This window comes from Microbacterium testaceum (assembly GCF_020781835.1).
GTDB classification, from domain to species: domain Bacteria; phylum Actinomycetota; class Actinomycetes; order Actinomycetales; family Microbacteriaceae; genus Microbacterium; species Microbacterium testaceum_H.
On the sequence record NZ_JAJGNJ010000008.1, the window covers coordinates 160,596 to 181,016 of the forward strand.

At 71.1% G+C, this 20,421-nt stretch carries 24 protein-coding genes; 13 read left to right on the forward strand and 11 right to left on the reverse strand.

All coding sequences use genetic code 11. The features are described from left to right. Positions 1–135 precede the first annotated feature (135 nt). A complete protein-coding gene (locus LL239_RS13045) occupies positions 136–1,665 on the forward strand; it encodes a catalase (RefSeq protein WP_228163870.1) in 1,530 nt (509 codons plus the stop codon). Positions 1,666–1,689: 24 nt separating this feature from the next. On the opposite strand, the gene LL239_RS13050 is transcribed toward LL239_RS13045, so the two are convergent. The 3 genes from LL239_RS13050 to LL239_RS13060 are packed head-to-tail and all read right to left on the reverse strand — an operon-like array spanning position 1,690 to position 3,835. After that, complete coding sequence (locus LL239_RS13050) at positions 1,690–2,277, reverse strand: hypothetical protein (protein ID WP_228163871.1); 588 nt, start codon at positions 2,275–2,277, stop codon at positions 1,690–1,692. Further along, positions 2,274–3,101, reverse strand: coding sequence for an endonuclease/exonuclease/phosphatase family protein (locus LL239_RS13055; RefSeq protein WP_228163872.1), 828 nt, complete (start codon positions 3,099–3,101; stop codon positions 2,274–2,276). Before LL239_RS13055 ends, LL239_RS13050 begins: the two co-directional genes overlap by 4 nt. Further along, positions 3,101–3,835 carry a glycosyltransferase family 2 protein gene (locus tag LL239_RS13060; protein ID WP_228163873.1) on the reverse strand — a complete coding sequence of 245 codons (735 nt, stop codon included), beginning with the start codon at positions 3,833–3,835 and terminating at the stop codon, positions 3,101–3,103. Before LL239_RS13060 ends, LL239_RS13055 begins: the two co-directional genes overlap by 1 nt. 85 nt (positions 3,836–3,920) lie before the next feature. On the opposite strand from LL239_RS13060, the gene LL239_RS13065 reads away from it, so the two are divergent. The 3 genes from LL239_RS13065 to LL239_RS13075 are packed head-to-tail and all read left to right on the forward strand — an operon-like array spanning position 3,921 to position 6,108. After that, the gene (locus tag LL239_RS13065; protein ID WP_228163874.1) at positions 3,921–4,661 is read left to right on the forward strand and encodes a sulfurtransferase; all 741 of its coding nucleotides are present in this window, start codon (positions 3,921–3,923) and stop codon (positions 4,659–4,661) included. Beyond that, positions 4,661–5,614, forward strand: coding sequence for a dipeptidase (locus LL239_RS13070; protein WP_228163875.1), 954 nt, complete (start codon positions 4,661–4,663; stop codon positions 5,612–5,614). Before LL239_RS13065 ends, LL239_RS13070 begins: the two co-directional genes overlap by 1 nt. Continuing rightward, a complete protein-coding gene (locus LL239_RS13075) occupies positions 5,611–6,108 on the forward strand; it encodes a GNAT family N-acetyltransferase (RefSeq protein ID WP_228163876.1) in 498 nt (165 codons plus the stop codon). Before LL239_RS13070 ends, LL239_RS13075 begins: the two co-directional genes overlap by 4 nt. On the opposite strand, the gene LL239_RS13080 is transcribed toward LL239_RS13075, so the two are convergent. Together LL239_RS13080 and LL239_RS13085 are read right to left on the reverse strand one after the other, a co-directional pair. After that, positions 6,099–7,337: an NAD(P)/FAD-dependent oxidoreductase gene (locus LL239_RS13080; protein ID WP_228163877.1), complete on the reverse strand. Its 1,239-nt coding sequence runs from the start codon at positions 7,335–7,337 to the stop codon at positions 6,099–6,101. The genes LL239_RS13075 and LL239_RS13080 overlap by 10 nt on opposite strands. A gap of 50 nt (positions 7,338–7,387) precedes the next feature. Then, positions 7,388–7,828 (reverse strand): AAA family ATPase, encoded by a 441-nt coding sequence (locus LL239_RS13085; protein WP_228163878.1) that lies wholly within the window; start codon positions 7,826–7,828, stop codon positions 7,388–7,390. Between the two features lie 31 nt (positions 7,829–7,859). Here LL239_RS13085 and LL239_RS13090 point away from each other — a divergent pair, with 31 nt between their 5' ends. Next, positions 7,860–8,471, forward strand: a complete 612-nt coding sequence (locus LL239_RS13090; RefSeq protein ID WP_228163879.1) for a hypothetical protein — start codon at positions 7,860–7,862, stop codon at positions 8,469–8,471. Between the two features lies 1 nt (position 8,472). Here LL239_RS13090 and LL239_RS13095 read toward each other — a convergent pair whose 3' ends face one another. From LL239_RS13095 to msrB, 3 genes are all read right to left on the reverse strand, one after another. After that, the gene (locus tag LL239_RS13095) at positions 8,473–8,835 is read right to left on the reverse strand and encodes a GntR family transcriptional regulator (protein WP_228163880.1); all 363 of its coding nucleotides are present in this window, start codon (positions 8,833–8,835) and stop codon (positions 8,473–8,475) included. Between the two features lie 83 nt (positions 8,836–8,918). Next, on the reverse strand, positions 8,919–9,473 hold the full coding sequence (gene msrA, locus LL239_RS13100) for a peptide-methionine (S)-S-oxide reductase MsrA (protein WP_228163881.1): 555 nt from the start codon (positions 9,471–9,473) through the stop codon (positions 8,919–8,921). A gap of 47 nt (positions 9,474–9,520) precedes the next feature. Then, positions 9,521–9,979, reverse strand: a complete 459-nt coding sequence (msrB, locus tag LL239_RS13105; protein ID WP_228163882.1) for a peptide-methionine (R)-S-oxide reductase MsrB — start codon at positions 9,977–9,979, stop codon at positions 9,521–9,523. A 189-nt stretch (positions 9,980–10,168) separates the two neighbouring features. On the opposite strand from msrB, the gene LL239_RS13110 reads away from it, so the two are divergent. The 4 genes from LL239_RS13110 to LL239_RS13125 all read left to right on the forward strand — a co-directional run bounded on the left by LL239_RS13110 (position 10,169) and on the right by LL239_RS13125 (position 13,934). Further along, positions 10,169–10,996, forward strand: coding sequence for an SDR family NAD(P)-dependent oxidoreductase (locus LL239_RS13110; RefSeq protein WP_228163883.1), 828 nt, complete (start codon positions 10,169–10,171; stop codon positions 10,994–10,996). A gap of 81 nt (positions 10,997–11,077) precedes the next feature. Continuing rightward, complete coding sequence (locus tag LL239_RS13115) at positions 11,078–12,508, forward strand: ferredoxin reductase family protein (protein ID WP_228163884.1); 1,431 nt, start codon at positions 11,078–11,080, stop codon at positions 12,506–12,508. 17 nt (positions 12,509–12,525) lie between these two features. Then, positions 12,526–13,080: an FMN-binding protein gene (locus tag LL239_RS13120; protein WP_228163885.1), complete on the forward strand. Its 555-nt coding sequence runs from the start codon at positions 12,526–12,528 to the stop codon at positions 13,078–13,080. After that, positions 13,077–13,934, forward strand: a complete 858-nt coding sequence (locus LL239_RS13125) for an FAD:protein FMN transferase (protein ID WP_228163886.1) — start codon at positions 13,077–13,079, stop codon at positions 13,932–13,934. The genes LL239_RS13120 and LL239_RS13125 overlap by 4 nt, the downstream gene beginning before the upstream one ends. Here LL239_RS13125 and LL239_RS13130 read toward each other — a convergent pair. The 3 genes from LL239_RS13130 to LL239_RS13140 are packed head-to-tail and all read right to left on the reverse strand — an operon-like array spanning position 13,887 to position 15,860. Then, a complete protein-coding gene (locus LL239_RS13130) occupies positions 13,887–14,858 on the reverse strand; it encodes a sensor histidine kinase (protein ID WP_228163887.1) in 972 nt (323 codons plus the stop codon). The genes LL239_RS13125 and LL239_RS13130 overlap by 48 nt on opposite strands. After that, a complete protein-coding gene (locus LL239_RS13135) occupies positions 14,855–15,532 on the reverse strand; it encodes a response regulator transcription factor (protein WP_228163888.1) in 678 nt (225 codons plus the stop codon). Before LL239_RS13135 ends, LL239_RS13130 begins: the two co-directional genes overlap by 4 nt. 16 nt (positions 15,533–15,548) lie before the next feature. Continuing rightward, positions 15,549–15,860, reverse strand: a complete 312-nt coding sequence (locus LL239_RS13140; protein WP_228163889.1) for a hypothetical protein — start codon at positions 15,858–15,860, stop codon at positions 15,549–15,551. Between the two features lie 78 nt (positions 15,861–15,938). Here LL239_RS13140 and LL239_RS13145 point away from each other — a divergent pair, with 78 nt between their 5' ends. From LL239_RS13145 to LL239_RS13160, 4 genes are all read left to right on the forward strand, one after another. Next, positions 15,939–16,652: an NUDIX hydrolase gene (locus tag LL239_RS13145; RefSeq protein ID WP_374197636.1), complete on the forward strand. Its 714-nt coding sequence runs from the start codon at positions 15,939–15,941 to the stop codon at positions 16,650–16,652. Positions 16,653–16,712: 60 nt separating this feature from the next. Further along, positions 16,713–18,395: a glucose-6-phosphate isomerase gene (pgi, locus tag LL239_RS13150; protein WP_228163907.1), complete on the forward strand. Its 1,683-nt coding sequence runs from the start codon at positions 16,713–16,715 to the stop codon at positions 18,393–18,395. Between the two features lie 401 nt (positions 18,396–18,796). Further along, positions 18,797–19,705: a phospholipase gene (locus LL239_RS13155; protein ID WP_228163890.1), complete on the forward strand. Its 909-nt coding sequence runs from the start codon at positions 18,797–18,799 to the stop codon at positions 19,703–19,705. An 88-nt stretch (positions 19,706–19,793) separates the two neighbouring features. Continuing rightward, entirely contained in the window at positions 19,794–20,372 is a 579-nt protein-coding gene (locus LL239_RS13160) for a PadR family transcriptional regulator (protein ID WP_228163891.1), read from the forward strand. Positions 20,373–20,421 lie beyond the last annotated feature (49 nt).

Here is a 20,421-nt window from a genome sequence, read left to right on the forward strand (position 1 = left end):
GGCGCACACCGCGAAAGCCGGGGATTGACAGCCGCGGGACGGTACGCGCTCCGGACGGCGAACGCAATGGCTCGTCCGCCGGCGGACGCCTGCGTAGCGTCGAGAGCGTCCCCCGGATCTCACGTGAGGAGCGCCATGTCCGAGCCCACCACCGCCAACAACGGAGCACCCGTCGCCAGCGACGAGCACTCGCAGAGCGTCGGAGCCGACGGCTCCATCGCCCTGACCGACCACTATCTGATCGAGAAGCTCGCGCAGTTCAACCGTGAGCGCGTGCCTGAGCGTGTCGTTCACGCCAAGGGCGGCGGGGCGTTCGGGACGTTCCGTACGACAGGCGACGTCTCCGCCTACACGCGAGCAGCGCTCTTCCAACCCGGTGTTGAGACCGAGATGCTCGCGCGCTTCTCGTCTGTCGCGGGGGAGCAGGGCAGCCCCGACACCTGGCGCGACCCGCGCGGCTTCGCGCTGAAGTTCTACACGACCGAGGGAAATTACGACCTCGTCGGCAACAACACCCCGGTGTTCTTCGTCAAGGACGGCATCAAGTTCCCGGACTTCATCCGCTCGCAGAAGCGCCTCCCCGGCAGCCACCTTCGCGACAACACCATGCAGTGGGACTTCTGGACGCTCTCGCCCGAGAGCGCCCATCAGGTCACGTGGCTCATGGGGGACCGCGGCATCCCGGCTTCCTGGCGGCACATGAACGGGTACGGGTCGCACACCTACCAGTGGATCAACGCCGCCGGTGAGCGGTTCTGGGTGAAGTATCACTTCCACACCGACCAGGGACACCGGACTCTCACGCAGGACGACGCCGATCAGATCGCCGGACAAGACGCCGACTTCCACATCCGGGACCTGTATGCGGCGATCGAGCGTGGCGAGTTCCCGACCTGGACGTTGAAGGTCCAGATCATGCCGTATGAGGATGCCAAGACCTATCGCTTCAACCCGTTCGACCTCACGAAGGTGTGGCCGCACAGCGACTATCCCGAGATCGAGGTCGGGACGATGGAGCTGAACCGCAACCCGGGCAACTACTTCGCCGAGATCGAGCAGGCTGCGTTCGAGCCGTCGAACTTCGTGCCGGGCATCGACGGCAGCCCCGACAAGATGCTGCAGGCGCGGATTTTCAGCTACGCCGACGCGCACCGCTACCGCGTGGGCACCAACTACCAGCAGCTGCCGGTCAACCGTCCGCACACGGAAGTGCACTCGTACTCCAAGGAGGGCGCGATGCGCTACGAGTACAACCCGCCCGAGGTACCGGTCTACGCCCCCAACTCGGCCGGTGGTCCCGCCGCCGACCCGCGACGCGCCGGTGATGGCGGGTGGCAGAGCGATGGCGAACTCGTGCGATCGGCGGCGACCCTCCACCCCGACGATGACGACTTCGGGCAGGCGGGCACGCTCGTGCGCGAGGTCATGTCGGCCGACGCCCGCGACCGTCTGGTGGAGACGATCACCGGGCATGTCGGCGGAGTCACCCGGGCCGACGTGCGCGACCGGGCGGTGCAGTACTGGAAGAACGTGGATGCCGAGATCGGGGCGCGCGTGGAGGCGGGGCTTCCGCCCCTGGAGGGATCGACCGCCCCGGGCGAGCAGCTCAGCGAGCCGAACCCTGATGGCGACCTCGTCGGCCGGGATGTCGCCGGGCGCATCTGACGTGCGGACGGGGCGATCGCGCGGTCAGACGGCCGCGCGATCGCCTCGCGTCAGGGGGAGGCGGGAGGCCAGGATGCCGGCGACCAGCGCCCCGATCCCGCCCGCGACCATGTCCCCGATCGTGTCGTCGTAGGTGACGAAGATGCTGTCCGTGATGAAGCGGTAGCCGAACCACTCCACCATCTCCCACACGGCGCTCAGGGCCAGTCCCGCGCCCGTGGCCACCACGATCGGTGTGCGGCGTCGGCCGGTTCGCGCGATGACGCCGGTGTCGTCGAGAAGCACGAGCGCGACGGCGGCCAACACTCCGGTGCACACGGCGTGCACGACGAGGTCCCACCCTGTCCACGCGCGGTAGAGATCGATCACGTTGCTGCCCGCGGCCACGATCACGGTCAGGCAGGTGGCGAGGTCGAAACCTGCGCGGAGGCCCAGCATTCGCGCGAGCATGACCGCCGGCAGCGTCATCGACAGGACCGCTGCGTCCGTCGCGGGAAGGGTGACGGCCGCGACCACGAAGCCCACGATCGCGGCGGCCCGGACGGCATCCGCCGCCCACTCCGACGGGGTGCGCGGGGGCCGCCGGAGATTGGCGTAGAGCGCGGCGATCATCGCGTCGCCGGGATCCGCACCACGGCCTGGACGGAGAGGTGGTCAGAGGGCCAGCTCGTGCCCGTCGGGCGGGGATCGATCCCCACCGCCCGCACGCCGACGTCGGGGGTGGCGAGGATGGCGTCGATCCTGCGTGCGCCGGCTCTCGGCCGGCGATAGTTGTTGAAGGTGCCCCACTCCACGGTGCGTCGCGCGGGGGCGTACGACCACGTGTCCACGAGACCGCCGCCCTCGAACATCGCCGCGAGCTCGCGCGAGCGCACCGGTGCGTTGACATCCGCGGTGAAGATCAGGGGCAGGTTTTCGTCCGAGGCGAGGTCCGCGAGCCACCGTGCCGAGCGTCGGCGGGCGCGCCGCGAGAACGCGTCGAAGTGGCTGTTGACGAACACGAAGGGGGCGGAGGTCGCGGCGTCGCGGAAGCGGGCGATCACCGCGATCCGCGGGATCGTGTTGCCCCAGCCCGTCGAACCGTCCAGCGCCGGCGTATCGGACAGGGCGACCTGGGTCCAGTCCAGGAGCTCGACGCGGTCGCGGTCGTAGAAGATCGGCGTGCCCTCGCCGTCGCGGTTCTTCCCGCGACCGCGGCCGATCCGGCCGTAGGAGCTGCCGAGCGAGTCCTGCACCCACCGCGCCTGATCCGGCAGCGCCTCCTGCGATCCGAGGACGTGGGGTTTGTTCGCACCCAGGAACACCCGCAGCCGCTGCTTGCGCAGGCCCCAGCGGTCCTCGGGCGGCCAGGTGATCCGCTCGAACCGTCGACGGATGTTGAAGCTCATCACGTGAAGGTCGGGCGCCTCGACGTTCGGGAACAGCACGGCCGTCATCAGCGGCGCCAGCCGAGCCGCCGGGCCCACCGCAGCGGCGGGATCTCGTGCGGCCAGTGCGCGAACACCGTGCCCATGCCGCGCGAGAAGCTTTTCGCGAACCGTCGCGGCCGCACCGTGCGTGACGAGACGCGCATCTGCTGACGTCCCCGGATGATCCGGATGCGGTGGTGCTCGCCGAGGTGGAAGGCCAGATCGAGGTCGTCGTGCAGGTTCGGATCCAGGTGTACACGGTCGCGAACGCTCTGCCATGCGCGACGGCGGAAGGCCATGTTCGATCCCCACAGCGGCGCATGCCCCAGCGCCGGGAAGGCGAAGGCGGTGTAGGTGCCCAGGAACGCCCATGCCATCGTCCGGCGCTGCCGCTCGGGACCGTCGTGGAACACGGCGCCGGCGGTGACGGCATCCACGGCCGGGTCGGACAGCGCGGCGGTCATGTGCGCGATCCATCCGGGGGCGGGAAGGCTGTCGGCGTCGAGCCGCAGGATGAGCTCGCCGCGCGCGGCGTCGTACCCGGCGGCCGCGGCGGCAGGGATGCCCCGCTCGCTGCAGTACACCACGCGTGCTCCGGCCGCCCGGGCGATGGCCCCGCTGCGGTCGGTCGAGGCGTTGTCGACCACGATGATCTCGTCCGCGGGTCGCTGCTGCGCGGCGAGCGCCTCGAGGCACGCCGCGAGGGGGACGGCGTCGTCGCGGACGGGGATGACGACCGACACGGCGGGGCTTTCGGGCACGGGACCTCCAGGAAGCGGTCCTGTCACGGTACCGAGGTCGACGGTGCACGCGGGGGCGCCTTGCGCTCTGCGTACCCTGGATGCCATGGCATCCGTCCTCAACGTCTCGGCGTATCTGTTCACGCGCATCGACGATCCCGCGGCGTTGCGGCCCGTGCTCCGCGAGCGCGCCGCCGACGCGGGGCTGCGCGGGACGATCCTGCTCGCCGAGGAGGGCATCAACCTCTTCCTCGCGGGGGAGGCCGACCCCGTTCGCGGGTTCGTCGACGAGCTGCACTCCGACGCGCGTTTCGCCGCGCTGCAGACGAAGGAGAGCTGGTCGGATGCCGTGCCCTTCGGGCGACTGCTCGTGAAGGTCAAGCGCGAGATCATCCGGATGGATCGGCCGGAGGTGCGCCCGCAGGACGGCCGCGCCCCGGCGGTGTCGCCCGCCACGCTGCGCCGCTGGCTCGATCGCGGCACCGACGACGAGGGGCGCGAGGTCGTGCTCGTCGACACGCGCAACGCGTTCGAGGTCGACTACGGCACGTTCGCCGGCGCACGGGACTGGCGCATCGAGCGGTTCACGCAGTTCCCGGATGCCGCGACCGCCCATCGCGCGGACCTCGACGGCAAGACCGTGGTGAGCTTCTGTACGGGCGGCATCCGGTGCGAGAAGGCGGCGCTGTACCTGCGCGACCAGGGACTCGACGCGTACCAGCTCGACGGCGGCATCCTCGGCTGGTTCGCCGCCGAGGGTGACGCGCACTGGAAGGGCGACTGCTTCGTCTTCGACGAGCGCGAGGCCCTCGACCCGGCGTTGTCCGCCCGCGCGGGCGTCGCCTGATGCTGTGGGACCAGCACGCGTGCGCCGAGCTCGTCGAGACCGCTGACCTGAGCGAGCTCCACCGCTACCGACCGGCGGGTGGCGGACTCGTCTCGCTCAACGTCGGCTACGCCCCGCACGGCCCCGAGGTCACGGCATCCCTCCTCCGCGCCTTCCGCGCGCAGATCGACGGCATCGACGGGCTGGAGCTCGCCGCGTCGGTCGCCGACGTCGACCGCATCGCCGCGGCCGGTGACACCGCCGTCGTGTTCGACCTCGAGGACGCGGCGCCCCTCGGGGGCGACCTCGACGCCGTCGCAACCCTCGTCGCGCGGGGCGTGCGCACCCTCGGTCCGGTCTACAACTATGCCAACGCCGCCGGCGGCGGGTGCTTGGACACCGTCGACCCCGGCCTGTCCCGATGGGGCCGCGATCTCATCGCCGAGATGAACCGCCACGGAATGGTGCCGGACGGTTCGCACGTCGGCGCGCGGACGACGTTCGACATGTGCGCGGCGTCCACGCGCCCGGTCGTCTTCAGCCACTCGTGCATGCGGGCCGTGTGGGACCACCCCCGCAACATCACCGACGACCAGGCGCGCGCGGCCGCCGACACCGGGGGAGTCGTCGGCGTCACCGGCGTCGGCATCTTCCTCGGTCCCAACACCCCCACGCTCGAGGCGATGGTGCGCCACATCGAACACGCCGTGGAGGTCATCGGCATCCGGCACGGCGGGGTGAGCACTGACTTCTCGTTCGACTGGGAGACCTTCCGGGATGCGCTCGCCGACAGCCCCGGGTTGTACGACGCGAGCTATACCGCCTGGGGACCGGTCGAATGGATGCCGCCCGAGACCTTCGTCGGCCTGGGCGCGGCGCTGCGCGACCGCGGGTGGGACGACACCGATATCCAGGCGGTCCTCGGCGGGAACTTCCGCCGCGTCGCCCTTGAGAGCTGGGAGCCTCAGCCATGACAGAACTCACCGACGGCGCCGTGCTGCGCCGCGCCCGCCCCGGCGACGAGGCGGGCATCCTCGCGTGCATCCAGGCCCTCGCCGACTATGAGCGCGAACCGGATGCCGTCGACAACACCGTCGAGATGCTCACGACCACGTTGTTCGGCGACGACCCCCGCGCGTTCGCGTTCGTCGTGGACGGTGGGGACGGCGAGATCCGCGCGATCGCGATCTGGTTCCTCACGTACTCCACGTGGACCGGGAAGCACGGGATCTGGCTCGAAGACCTCTACGTCCACGAGCAGTACCGCTCGAACGGGTACGGCGTGGCGCTGCTGTCGGCGCTCGCCGCGGAGTGTCTCGCGGAGGGGTACCCGCGCCTGGAGTGGACGGTGCTGGACTGGAACGAGCCCGCGATCGGGTTCTACCGTGCGCTCGGCGCCGAGGCGATGGAGGAGTGGACGACGCGGCGTGTGACCGGCGCGGCGCTGGAGGCGCTCGCTCAGCGCTGACCGAGGTCGTCGAGTACGGCCTCGGCGGCCCGTTGCCCCGAGACGAGCGCGCCCTGGATCGACGCGGTGTCGCGGTGGTCGCCGGCGACGTACCGTCCGTCGCCGAGGCGGACCGGGCGCCGCAGCTGCAGCGGCGGGTGCTGCGCCGGGAGCGCGGCGGCGATGTCGTCGCGTCGCAGCAGTCGCCACGGCCGGGTGTCGGTTCCCCACAGCTCGGCGAGCTGGCCGCGGACGTCCGATTCCGTCGCCGTGGTGGGCAGCACGGTCGTCGCCTCGACGAGGTGCTGACCGCGCGGCGCGTACGTCGGCGCGGTGTTGGTCACGATCGCGGTGTGCACGATCGGTCCGCGACGCAGCCCGTCCACGCGCAGGGCCGCGTCGTCGTTGTGGCGTTCGTCGGTGGCGAACCACCACGTCTGGAGCCCGCGAGGGCGGGGGAGGGGGACGTCCAGACCAGGGGCGAGCCCGGTGGCGAGCACCACGGCACGGGCGTCGACGGCATCCATCCCCTCGATATCCACACGCCATCCCCGACCGTTCGGCCGGGTGGCGCTCACTCGATGAGAGAGGCGGATGCCGGCTCCCGCCCGCCGCGCGGTGTCGGCGAGCTGCGTGGGGAGAGCGCCGATCCCCGCGGCGGGCACGCCCGGGGCGCCGAGCGCGAAGCTGCGCACGAGAAGACGCACGAAGACGTCGGACGTCTCCTGTCGATCGTCGGCGAGGACGCCCGCGAGGAAGGGCTCGAGCACGCTCTCGCGCAGCGGTCCGCGCAGGCCCGCGCGATCCCACGCCTCGGCGAGTCGACAATCCGGTCCGTGCTTCCCCGCGCGCGGACTCAGCAGGACGGGAAGCGTCCACCGCGCGAGGGGCAGCAGGTCGGCGGGGCGAACGAGCCCGCTCCCGAGCGACGCCGGGATCGTCGCCGGCTGGCGAAGGGGATGGGCGATCCTCGCCACACCGTCTTCGAGCCGCACGCCGAGAGCGACCGGGAATCTCCGCAGCGCCAGTGCGCCGACGTCGACCCACCGTCGGACCGCCGGATACGCCGGGTTGAGCACATGGAATCCCCGATCGAGGCGGAATCCGTCGACGATGTCGGTGCGTTCGCGCCCTCCGACCGCGTCCTCCGCTTCGAGGACGACGACATCCCGCCCCGCTTCCGCGAGGCGTGTGGCGCACCGCAGCCCGGCGAGCCCCGCTCCGATGACCACGACGTCGTATCCGCTCACGTATCGAGCGTAGGCATCCGTGTCAGGGCGGGGACGGGGGTTGCGACTCGTCAGGTCAGGGCCTCGACAGCGTCAGCGAGGTCGCTCACCGCTCGGCGTCCGTCGAACTCCACCGTCGCCATCCGGCGAAGCGCCGGCTCCACGTCTCGCACGTATCCCCGGATCTCCTCCTGTTGTGCGCGAGTCCTCCCGTAGGGGTTGTCTGTCCTTGCGCGAACCCGGTCGATCAGCACGTCCAGGGGAGCGCTGAGGAGCACCACGTGATCGAACCACGCGCGAAATCGACCCTGATTCTCCGCCGTTCCGCAGATGACCACGTCTCGATGACTCTCGAGCAGACCTGTCATCCGGTCCTCGTTCCACGGGCCACCGTTCCCGTCGGTCCATCCCTCGAGGTCGGTCTCGACCGTGTGATGACCACGCCGCGCGAGCTCTGCGAGCAACGTCGACTTGCCCGCGCCCGACATGCCGGTGAGCAGGATCCGCGCCATATCCTCACGCTATCCGCCGTAGGGTGGCGGCATGCGTACGCGACCCCGGGGGCGGGGGCCCCTCGTCATTGCCGGCATGCTTCTCGTCGGTGTCCTCGCGGGATGTGCCACGCCGGCGGAGAGTGCGGACCCGTCGCCGACACGCACGGGTCCGCCGCCCGCGTCGCAGGAGTCACCCCATTCATCCGCGTCTGCGACCCCCACGGCCGACGCCGGCGCGGTCGCACGCGCCCAGACCTGGCTCGACTCCGCCTCGGTGCCCGAGGGAGCCGTTCGCGTCGAGGCGGGGGACGTCCCGGCGTTCCATTCCCACCAAGCCTGGCCGTGCACCCCCGTCGCCACTCTCACCGGGTACTGGCGGATCCCGGATGCCGACGCCGTCGACACCGTGAACTGGATGGCCGCGAACCCGACTCCCGGCCTGACGATTCCCTTCATGCCGCACTACCCGGCCGGGAACACGGGCGAGATGAACGTGGGGGAACTCCCCACTCCCGACAGCCAGGAGGGCATCGTGTTCAGCGTCATGCGCATCGACGACGGATCGGTCGTCATCCGCGCGCAGGTCGCCGCGCTCGCCGCCGACGCGACGTGCGCGGACCCCGGCCCCGGTGCGCGCTGGGGCGCGCCCGGCCAGGGCTGAGTCAGCGCTCGTTCCCCAGCGCGGCCCGCGCAAGATCCAGCGCGTCCGACGCGTCGACGCCCAAATCGCGCATCGCGCGGGCGAACGCGGCCGCGGCGTCCGCGGCGCGGGCGCGCGTGGCATCCGTCCCGGCTGAGACGAACGTCCCGGCCCGGCCGCGGGTCTCGACGAAGCCCGCCTCTTCGAGCTCTTTGTAGACGCGCGCCACGGTGTTGGCCGCGAGGCCGAGGTCGGTCGCGAGCGTGCGCACGGGAGGGAGTCGGGTCCCGGTCGGCAGCTCGCCGCCGTCGATCAGCGCGATGATCTGCGCGCGCACCTGCGCAAAAGGCGGCGTCGACGACGCGGTGTCCAACCGGATGTCCATGGTGCCGCCACCGTACCAACCGCCGGCGTGCCGGAAACGCCAGAGGGCCCGGATGCCATGGCATCCGGGCCCTCGCTCGTGACTTACGCGGTGGCACTCTCGCGCTTGGGCAGCACCCAACCGGGGCGCACGAAGTGGCACGTGTAGCCGTTCGGGATGCGGACCAGGTAGTCCTGGTGCTCGGGCTCGGCCTCCCAGAAGGGAGCCTCGGGCTCGATGGTCGTGACGACCTTCGCGGGCCAGATGCCGGACGCGTCGACGTCGGCGATGGTGTCGCGCGCGACCTGCTCCTGCTCGGGGGAGAGCGGGAAGATCGCCGAGCGGTAGCTCGTGCCGATGTCGTTGCCCTGACGGTTCAGGCTCGACGGGTCGTGGATCTGGAAGAAGAACGCGAGGATGTCGCGGTACGACGTCTTCGTGGGGTCGAAGACGATCTCGACGGCCTCGGCGTGACCGGGGTGGTTGCGGTAGGTCGCGTGATCGTTGGTGCCGCCGGTGTAGCCGACGCGGGTGTCGAGCACGCCGGGCTGGCGGCGGATGAGATCCTCGACGCCCCAGAAGCAGCCGCCCGCGAGGACGGCGGTCTCGGTGCCGGGGCGGCGGGTGATCTCGCCGGTGTCGGTGGGTCCGCTGGTCATGGTGTCGCTCCTTTTGCGATCGCGGTGGGAGAAGAGGGAGAAGGGGGTCACGAGGCGCGGCTCTCGCGGAAGAGCGCCAGGTACGCACCGTAGCCCTGGGCCTCGAGCTCGTCGACGGGGACGAAGCGCAGAGCGGCCGAGTTCATGCAGTATCTCAGTCCGCCGGCCTGGCGGGGGCCGTCGTCGAAGACATGACCGAGGTGGCTGTCGGCTCCGCTCGAGCGCACCTCGGTGCGCGTCATCCACAGCGTCCGGTCGGTCTTCTGCACGACGGCATCGGCGTCGATCGGTCTGGTGAAGCTCGGCCAGCCCGATCCGCTGTCGAACTTGTCCGTGGAGGAGAACAGCGGCTGCCCCGACACGACGTCGACGTAGATCCCCTGCTCGTGGTTGTCCCAGTACTCGTTGCGGAACGGCGGCTCCGTCGCGTCGTCCTGCGTGACGGCGAACTGGCGGTCGGTGAGGCGTCCCAGCGCCTCCGACGTCTTGCGGTACTCCGTGGTCACGGTGTGGTCCTTTCGCCTGCGATGCCGGTTCGGGCATCACTGAGGAGAACGCGGGCCCCTGTCGTTTTGGTCCCGCGGGGCTGGGAGCGGGCTGTGAGTTCGGGGGAGTTCCGGATGCCGCGGGGCAACCCCTCAGGTTCTGCTCGGTGGGCTCGCTAGCGTGGCCGGTCCACACCCCCTGGAGGACCCATGCCCCGCACGATCGTGATCACCGGAGCCAGCGACGGAATCGGCGCGGCCGCCGCCCGCCAGTTCCACGACATCGGCGAGGAGGTCGTGGTCGTGGGCCGCAATCCCGACAAGACGCGCCGGGTCGCCGACGCGCTCGGCGTGCGCTCGTTCACCGCCGACTTCTCCGACCTCGCACAGGTGGGTGCGCTCGCCGACGCCCTGCGCGCGGAGTTCCCCCGCATCGACGTGCTCGCCAACAACGCGGGCGGCATCTTCGGTGACCGGAAGCTCACGGGCGACGGGTTCGAGGTCACGCTCCAGGTGAATCACCTCGCGCCGTTCCTCCTCACGAACCTGCTGCGCGAGACGCTGCTGGAGTCGCGGGCCTCCGTCATCCAGACCTCGAGCGCGGCGGCGCGCCTGTTCTCTCGCTTCGACATCGACGACCTGCAGGGGGAGCGCCGCTACTCGGCATCCCGCGCGTACGGCAACGCCAAGCTCGCGAACGTGCTCTTCACGAAGGAGTTGCATCGGCGTTTCGGCGATGCGGGGATGGCGGCGGTCGCGTTCCATCCCGGCGTGATCGCCTCCAGCTTCGGGTCGACGTCGAGCGGTTCGTGGAAGTTCCTGTACGGCGGGCCTCTCGCAGAACGCTTCATGACCTCGACCGACGTCGGCGGTGCCCGCCTGACGTGGCTCGCGCTCGGCAAGCCCGGCGTCGATTGGCAGCCGGGGGGCTTCTACGCCAACAACAAGCCCGCCACGACCCATCGGCGTGCTGACGACCCCGCTCTCGCGCGCTCGCTCTGGGATCGCAGCGCCGAACTCGTGGGCCTCGCCCCGTAGGGAGCTATCCGTTCCCTATGCGATGACCCAGGATGCCGGATTCTTGGCGTCGTCTGGGAGGGGTGCCGCCATCCTGACGGCATGACCGCCACCACCACCGTTCCCGTCCCCGCGGGTCTCGTCGCCACGCGCCGCGAGCGCTCTCGGGTGGGACGTCCGCATGCCCGGCTCGTCTGGCACCTCGCCGCCACCGCGATCATCTGGCTCACGAGCCTCGTCGTGGTGGCGCTCTGGGTCGCGGGAGGTGGTCTCCAGGCTCTTATCGCCCTGGATGCGGAGACCCTGAACACGTTCGGTCGCCTGAGCGGCCTCGTGTCGGCGAACCTCCTGCTCTACCAGGTGCTGCTCATGGCCCGGGTGCCCGTGTTCGAGCGGGGATTCGGGCGCGACGGGATCGCGCGGATGCACCGCTTCGTCGGCTTCTGGTCGTTCTGGTTGTTCTCCGCGCACATCGTGCTGCAGACCCTCGGATACGCCGCGACGGCGGGGATCAACCCGTTCGTGCAGCTGTGGGAGTTCGTCTGGGACTACCCCGGGATGCTGCTCGCCACCGCGGGGACGCTCCTGCTGCTCCTGGTCGTGGCCACGTCGATCCGTCGGGCTCGGCGCCGGCTGCGCTACGAGTCCTGGCATCTGCTGCACCTGTACGGCTACCTCGGCGTCGGGCTCGCCGTCCCGCACATGCTGTGGACGGGCGCCGACTTCACCGCCCACCCCCTCGCCTCGGTGTACTGGTGGGCGCTCTGGGGCGCGACGGCGGTGGCGGTGCTCGTCTTCCGCGTCGGTCTGCCCCTCGCACGCTCACTGCGGCACGACCTCCGCGTATCGACCGTCGCCCGCGACGGCGACCGCGGCGTCGCCGTCACGATGGCGGGACGGGGCCTTCACCGGATGCCGGTGCGCGCGGGCCAGTTCTTCGTGTGGCGGTTCCTCGACGGCCCGGGCTGGACCCGCGGCCACCCGTTCTCGCTCGCGGCCGCCCCGGACGGTCGCTCTCTGACCGTCGCGGCGCGGCTCGTGGGGGACGGCACCCACCGGCTGGCATCCCTCCGTCCGGGCACCCGGGTGCTGATCGAAGGACCCTACGGCGAGATGACCGCGGACGTCCGCATCGGCCGCAAGCTTCTCCTCATCGGCGCCGGTGCCGGAGTCGCGCCGCTGATCGCGCTGGCCGAGGAGGCGGCGTGGGCGCCGGGAGAGGCGACGCTGCTCGTGCGCGACCACGCCGAGGGCGATGCGCTTCGCCGCGGAGAGATCGCGCGCCTCGAACGCGATCGGGGCCTCCGGTACGCCGCTCTCGTCGGGCCGCGCGCGCCCGGGGTGTCCCCGTGGCTGCCTGCCGGACATGCAGGGTGGAAGGGCGCCGATCTCCTGCGCTACGTCGCGCCCGACCTCGACCAGTACGACGTGTTCCTGTGCGGACCCGGTCCGTGGATGGATGCCGTCCGCGCCGACCTGCGCCGCGCCGGGGTCGCATCCACCCGCATCCACGCCGAATCATTCACCGTCTGAGCGCGAGGGAACCCGACATGAAGAAGATCTTCTACGCCCTGATGGCTACGCTGACGGGGCTCGTGCTGCTGTTCAGCTACCGGACCTCTCTCGGCGCGACGGCGTCCGCGGAAGCGCTGCCCGACACGACGCCGGCGCCCGCGTCGGCGCAGCGCGCGACTCCGTCCCCCTCGGCGTCGGCCTCGGAGTCTCCGTCGGCGTCGGCCTCGCCGTCTCCCTCGGCGTCGGCATCCGGTTCGTCGGAATCGTCGGGTTCGTCCTCCGCCGCGGCGGCTCCGGCGACGTCGGGCTTGGCCGACGGCACCTACCTCGGTTCTGCCGCGGACACGCGGTTCGGCCCCGTCCAGGTCCAGATCACGGTGTCCGGCGGTACGGTGACCGACGTCCAGGTGCCGGTCTATCCGGCCGCGAACGGGCGGGATCAGCAGATCAACTCCCGGGCGGTCCCGATCCTCGTGGAGGAGACCCTCGCCGCGCAGTCGGCCGACATCGACATGGTCTCGGGCGCCACCTACACCAGCCGCGGGTACATCACGTCGCTGCAGTCCGCGTTGGACGAGGCGCGGGCGTGAGCTCGCGTCTTCCGTCGGTCACGGTGGTGGAGCCCGTGATGGGCACCGTTGTGACCGTTCAGGTGCGAGGGCGCGCGACGGCCGACGTCGACGTGCGCGCACAGGTGGACGCCGCCGTCGCCGCGGTGATCGCGCGGATGCGGGACGACGAACGCGTCTTCTCGACCTACCGCCCCGACTCCGACGTGAGTCTGCTGCGCGACGGACTCCGTGCCCTCGACGACGTCGACCCGCGCGTGCGCGAGGTCGAGACGCTGTGCCGACGGCTGCGGGACGACACCGGCGGCGTCTTCGACGCATGGTGGCGCGGCTGGTTCGACCCGACCGGGGTCGTGAAGGGCTGGTCGGTGGATGCCGCGGCGACGGCGCTCACCGGGGTTCTGAGCCTCCCGGGCGTCGAGGCCGCCGCGATCAACGCGGGCGGCGACATGCGTCTGCTGCGCGCGCCGGGCAGCGCTCACGTCTGGAACGTCGGCGTCGCCGACCCCGAGGACTCCTCCGCCGTGCTCGCCACGATCGCGGTCGGCGAGGGCGCGGTCGCGACCTCGGGGACGGCCGAACGCGGGGCGCACCTGGTCGACCCGCGGTCCGAGCGACCGATCCCGGGCCTCGTGTCCGCGACGGTCGTCGCCGACACGGTCGCCGTCGCGGACGTCTGGGCCACCGTGGCCGCTGTCACCGGGATCGACGACCTCGATCCGGTGCGCGCCGCGCCCGTGGCATCCGGGATCGTGTGGAGCGACGGCCGCGTCCGCCGCTGGGCGGGTGGCGTCGAGATCGACCGGTTCCGCGACCCGGTCGACGGGTCACTGCGCCCGGGGGAGCCGCAGGAGGAACACCGTTCCGCGCGATGACGTGCTCTCCACGGCGATCGTCCCGCCGTGACGGGTCGCGGCTTCTCGAACGAGAGCGAGCCCCAGGCCGAACCCGCGGCGGCGCCCCGACTCCGCGCCTCGGGCGAAGCGCTCGAAGATGCGGTCGCGGTCCTCGACCGGGATGCCGCTTCCCGCGTCGGCGACGCGAACCTCGATCGTGTCGTCGTCGACGCGTGCCGTCACGGTGACGGTGCTGCCGCTCGGGGCGTGGCTCACGGCGTTGTCGATGAGCGCCGTGCACACGCGAGTGAGGGTGACCGGCGGCAGCGCGGCCCGCAGCCCGGCCGGGCCCGCATCGGCCTCGATCGTCACCCCCGCCTCGGCGGCGAGCGGGGCGATGACCGCGACCGCGCTCCGGATCCCCTCCGCGACCTCCGTCGCACCGTCCGCGGATGCGGCTCCCTCCGCCGCGAGCAGCATGTCGGTGAGGATGTCGTCCATCAGGTCCGTGTCGCGGCGGAGGCGATCGAGCGTGTCGTCGAGCGGTTCGCCGCGGGCGAGGCGCCGCTGCGCGATCTGCACGCGGCTGCTCAGCGCCGTGAGGGGAGTGCGCAACTCGTGACTGGCATCCGAGACGAAGGCGCGCTGACGCCGGAGAGCCTCGTCGAGGGGGCGGACCGACCATCGGGATGCCGCCCATCCGACCACGCCGATCACGGCGACGCCCACGAGTCCGAGGCCGAGCACCCAGGGCAGCACATCGTCGAAGTCGACCACGATGCGGTCGCCCGGGAGGCTGCCGGGCCGACCGTGTCGGTCGCCTTCGCGCCGCGCGCCCGCCAGCAGCATCGCGACGAGGATCCCGACGCCGATGGTCAGCGCGATCGCCGAGGCGCCGCCGACGAGCAGACCGACGCGCGTAGCCGCGCGCCGGACGACCCGCCGGTCCTCCGCGCCGCTCATCGCGCACCGCCCGCGCGGTAGCCGCGTCCGCGCACCGTCTCGACGAGGTCGGGAGCGCACTTGCGTCGCAGGTAGTGGACGTAGGTGTCGACGGAGGTGACCGCGTCGACCGACGAGAAGACGTCGTGCGCGATCTCCTCGCGCGAGAACACGTGGTCGGGACTCGAGGTCAGCAGTTCCAGAAGCGCGTTCTCGGTCGCCGTCAGGGTGACACGCGTGCCATCGGGGGAGTACACGGTCGCGGCATCCGGAACGTACGTCCAGCCGGCGACCGTGCGGCGGCGCCCTTCGGCGCGGAAGCCGCGATGCAGCGCGCGCAGCCGCGCGAGCAGCTCGTCGTAGTCGAACGGCTTCACGAGGTAGTCGTTGGCGCCGGCATCCAGTCCGTCGACGCGGTCGGCGATCGAACCGAGCGCGGTGAGAAGGAGGACGGGCGTGGTGATCCGTGCCGTGCGCAGCGCCGCCACGACGTGCTCGCCGTCGAGCCCGGGCAGCCGGCGGTCGAGCACGATGAGGTCGAACCGTTCGCGCAGCGCACGGTCGCGCGCGGCGAGACCGTCGCTCTCGTGCGCGACGTCGTACACCTCGCCGAGCACCTCGATGGTCATGGCGGAGATCTCCCCGTCGTCCTCCACGTACAGCAGGCTCGGCCGCCGCGCGTCGCCGATGCTCATCGCCGTCCCGACCCGGTCACCGCACGCCGGCCCGCGGCGGCTCGACGGTCCAGCCCAGCCGCTCCAGCGCGGTGTGCAGGCGACGCGCCTGCGCCCACGCGACCTCGCCGGAGACGTCGGAGTACACGTCGATCGCGAACGGCGGGGGGTCGGCGAACTTCGGGATCTCGACCTCGGCCCAGGCATGGGGAGCGAGCCACACCCGCGGATGCGACGTGCCGGCGTCGTCGACCCCGCCGTCGGCCGCGAACGCGATGACGTCGAGGGCGTCGATCTTGGTGATGGGCATGTCGACGACGAGGGTCACGGCGTGGAGTTCTTCGGTCATCGGGCACCTCCCGCGATCATCCTCACACGTGCGCCCCTGCCCGGGCGGGGAACGCGTCCCAGGACTACCCTCGACCGCATGCGTTCCCCCCGCGACGACCTCCGGACCCTCGTCGACGGCAGCACGGGCGAGATGTTCGCGGAGCTCCGCGCGCTGCCCGTCGACGGCGGCGCCCGCGACGCCGCGGTGCTCATCCTCTTCGGAACCCTGGATGCCGTGCCCAGCGTCCACACCGCACGCGCGGTCCCGTCCGACCTCGACGTGCTCCTGCTCTCCCGCGCCGACACCCTGCGCGCACATCCCGGACAGGTGGCGTTCCCCGGCGGACGCGTCGACCCGGACGACGCCGGACCCGTCGATGCCGCGCTCCGCGAGGCGCAGGAGGAGACGGGCCTCGATCCCGCGGGCGTCGGCGTGATCGGGACGCTGCCGCGTGTGCCGCTGGCCTACTCGCGCCACGTCGTCACCCCGGTCGTCGCGTGGTGGGAGCGACCGACCCCCGTGCGCGCGGTGGATGCCGCGGAGTCCGCCGCCGTATTCCGCGCCCCCGTCGCCGACCTCGTCGATCCGGCCCGGCGCGGAGTCACCACGATCCGCCGCGACGGCCGGGAGTGGCGCGGCCCCGCGTTCGTCGTGCCGCACGCGGCCGGGATCCACGTGGTGTGGGGCTTCACCGCGATGCTGCTGAACGGCATGTTCGACCGTCTGGGGTGGACGGAGCCGTGGGATCGGACGCGCGAGATCGCCCTGCCCGTGGTGAGCGCCCCTCCTCCCCGGGCATCCGACCTCTAGCCTTTTCCTTTCCGTTCGTCATCCCGCACTCCCGCGCCCCCGGAGGTCGCTAGCGTGGGGATCGTGACTGCTCCCGTTGATCCCACCACCACGTCCGCCTGGACCCGCCTCACGGCCCTGCGCGAGAGCTTCGACCCCGATCTGCGCGCATGGTTCGCCGCCGACCCCGGTCGCGTCGACCGCTTCACGCGCACGGTCGGCGACCTGCACGTCGACCTCTCGAAGAACCTCGTCACGCCAGAGATCCTCGAGGCCCTCGTGGCGCTCGCCGACGAGACGGGCGTGCGCGAGCGGTTCGCCGAGATGCTCCGCGGCGTCCACCTCAACACGTCCGAGGATCGCGCGGTCCTGCACACCGCGCTGCGTCGTCCCGCGGACGCCACGCCCGCGCTGCACGTCGACGGTCAGGACGTCGATCACGACGTGCAGGCCGTCCTGTCCGCGATGTCGGAGTTCGCCGATCGCGTGCGCAGCGGCGAATGGCGGGGTGTCACCGGCAAGAAGGTCACGCACGTCGTCAACATCGGCATCGGCGGATCCGATCTCGGTCCCGTGATGGTCTACGAGGCGCTGAAGCCGTCGGCGGATGCCGGCATCCAGGCCCGGTTCGTCAGCAACATCGACCCGACCGACATCGCCGAGAAGACGGCCGACCTCGACCCCGAGACGACGCTCTTCATCGTCGCGTCGAAGACCTTCACGACGCTCGAGACCCTCACCAACGCGCGGCTCGCGCGCGACTGGCTGTGGGCGGGGCTCGCCGGGGCGGGCGCGATCGACGACAGCGACGCGGCCCGGGTCGACGCGGTCGCCCACCACTTCGTCGCCGTGTCCACGGCGCTCGACAAGGTCGAAGCCTTCGGCATCGACCCCACCAACGCGTTCGGCTTCTGGGACTGGGTCGGCGGTCGGTACTCCGTCGACTCGGCGATCGGGCTCTCCCTCATGATTGCCTTCGGCCCCGCGGCGTTCCGCGAACTGCTGAGCGGCTTCCACGCCGTCGACCTGCACGTCGCGACCACCCCCGTCGAGCAGAACGTCCCCGTCCTCATGGGCCTGCTGAACGTCTGGTACACGAACTTCCTCGGCGCGCAGTCGCACGCGGTGCTGCCGTACGCGCAGCAGCTGAGCCGCTTCGCCGCGTACCTCCAGCAGCTCACGATGGAGTCGAACGGCAAGTCCGTGCGCTGGGACGGTTCGCCGGTCACGACCGACACGGGCGAGATCTTCTGGGGCGAGCCCGGGACGAACGGCCAGCACGCCTTCTACCAGCTCATCCACCAGGGGACGCGCCTCATCCCCGCGGACTTCATCGCTTTCGTGAACCCCGCCTACCCGCTCGCCGATGGCGGCCGTGACGTGCACGGCTTGTTCCTCGCGAACTTCCTCGCCCAGACCAAGGCCCTGGCCTTCGGCAAGACGGCCGAAGAAGTGGAGGCTGAGGGGACCACGGGTGCGCTCGTGGCCGCTCGCACCTTCCCCGGCAACCGGCCGACGACCTCGATCTTCGCCCCGGCGCTGACCCCGGCGGTGCTGGGCCAGTTGATCGCGCTGTACGAGCACATCACTTTCACGCAGGGCACGATCTGGGGCATCAACTCCTTCGACCAGTGGGGCGTCGAACTCGGCAAGCAGCTCGCGCTGCAGATCGCGCCCGCGATCGAGGGCGATGATGACGCTCTCGCGTCTCAGGATGCCTCCACCGCGGCGCTGCTGAGCTACTACCGCGCGCACCGGGCATGACGGTCTCGCCGCGCGCGGGCCGCGATCACCGCCTCTGAACGCACACGAGCGGGCCGATGAGCGAGATTTTTCTCGCCTGTCGGCCCGTTCGTCGTTCGCGCGGCGGAGACGACTCTCAGCGACGGGGGGTCGTCGCGGTCCCGTATATCCGGACATTCGTTAATTCCTGATCAGGGCGGCTATTTGCGACGCGCCCTTCGACGTGCCACATGGTCGGCGGTCCGTCGTGCGGGGGTCGCTCCGAGTCCGCGGTCGCGTCAGCGGCACTCACGGGGCTTTCAGGTAACGAAGAGATAACGCTCAGAACGGAGCCACACACTCGGGGACTCGTGTCGACCCGACGGCACGGCTTCCGCGCTCGTACCCGACGAGACGCGCCCCCGACGAAAGACTCACCCGTTTTGCTGCGTTCCGATCTCAAGCTCCGCCACGTCCACCACGCCCGCCGTTCCCTCGCCGCCGCCGCCACATGCGCCGGCGTCGCGCTGGGCATCGTAGCCACGACCGGACTGGCCGCGGCCGCACCAGTCTCGCTCCCGGATGCTGCGGCATCCTCGTTCTCGGCACCCGCGTTCCGCACGGTCCCGGTCACCGGTGCGGCGACGCTGGAAGGCGTGGTCGGAGACGCCGATTCCGCACGGTCACGCGCGCAGGCGACGCTGACGGAGGCCGCGACCATCGAGTCCGACATCGCGCAGGCCGGACTCCCGCTGGCGGTCGGCGACACCACGGTCGACACCTCCGCGCTGGAGGCCGCGGCCGACCGGCTGTCGGCATCCGATCTCCTTCCGGTCGTGTTGGTTCCCGCCCTCAGTCAGAACGTGGCGACCGAGACGGAGCGCGTCGCCGACCGCGTCGTCGAGTTGCGCGACAGTCTCAACGACGCGGTGGCCGCCAAGGCGGAGGCCGACGCCGCCGCCGAGGCGAAGCGCCAGGCCGAGGCCGCGGCCGCGGCTGAGGCCCAGCGTCAGAAGGAGGCGGCCGAGGCGCTCGCGCGAGTCAACACTCCGGAGGGGGCGAAGGAGTTCGCCGCGGCCTTCGCGGCCGAGCAGTACGGCTGGGGCGCGGACCAGTTCTCCTGCCTGGAATCGCTGTGGACCAAGGAGTCGGGGTGGAACTACCAGGCCTACAACCCCAGCGGTGCCACGGGCATCCCGCAATCGCTTCCCGGGAGCAAGATGGCCACGTTCGGCGACGACTGGCAGAACAACGCCGCGACACAGATCAAGTGGGGACTGGACTACATCTCACGCGGCTACGGAACCCCCTGCTCGGCGTGGGGTCACTCGCAGGCGAACAACTGGTATTGATCCCGAATTCCCAGCCCGCGCCCCGCTCCAGCGATATATCGTTGTATATCGCTGGACCCATCCGGGGTCCGCTTTTCGGGAGGTCATCATGAGTGGTTCGTTCCTGGGAGATGCTTTCGGCGCTCGTGGCGGCGCCGGCGGTCAGGGTTGGCCGATGTCGAACATCCTCGACGCGATGGAGCAGCTGCGCGCGCAGTTCGAGCAGAAGACATCGGGTGGTTCGCGCATGAACAAGGGGGACGTGCGCTCCGCCGTTCTCTCGCTGCTGCTGGAGCAGCCCATGCACGGGTATCAGATCATCCGCGAGATCGAGGAGCGCAGCGGCGGCACGTGGAAGCCGAGTCCCGGTTCGGTGTACCCCACGCTGCAGTTGCTCACCGACGAGGGCCTTGTCCGCGCGGAGGAGTCCGGCGGTCGCAAGACGTACTCGCTCACCGAAGAGGGACGAGCCGCCGCCGGCGACGAGACCACCGAGCGCACCGCGCCCTGGGAGTCGGCGACGACCCGCGACAGCGGCCGCATGACGGCACTGCCGAAGGCCGGCGTCGAGCTCGCGCAGGCGGCGGCACAGGTGGCTCGGACGGGCAACAAGGAGCAGATCGCGGAGGCCGTGGAGATCCTCGACGACGCCCGCCGTAAGCTCTACGCCATCCTCGCCCAGAGCTGAGGGTGCCCGAGCCCGACGGCAGTCGCCGGGGCATCGGCATCCCGGAGAT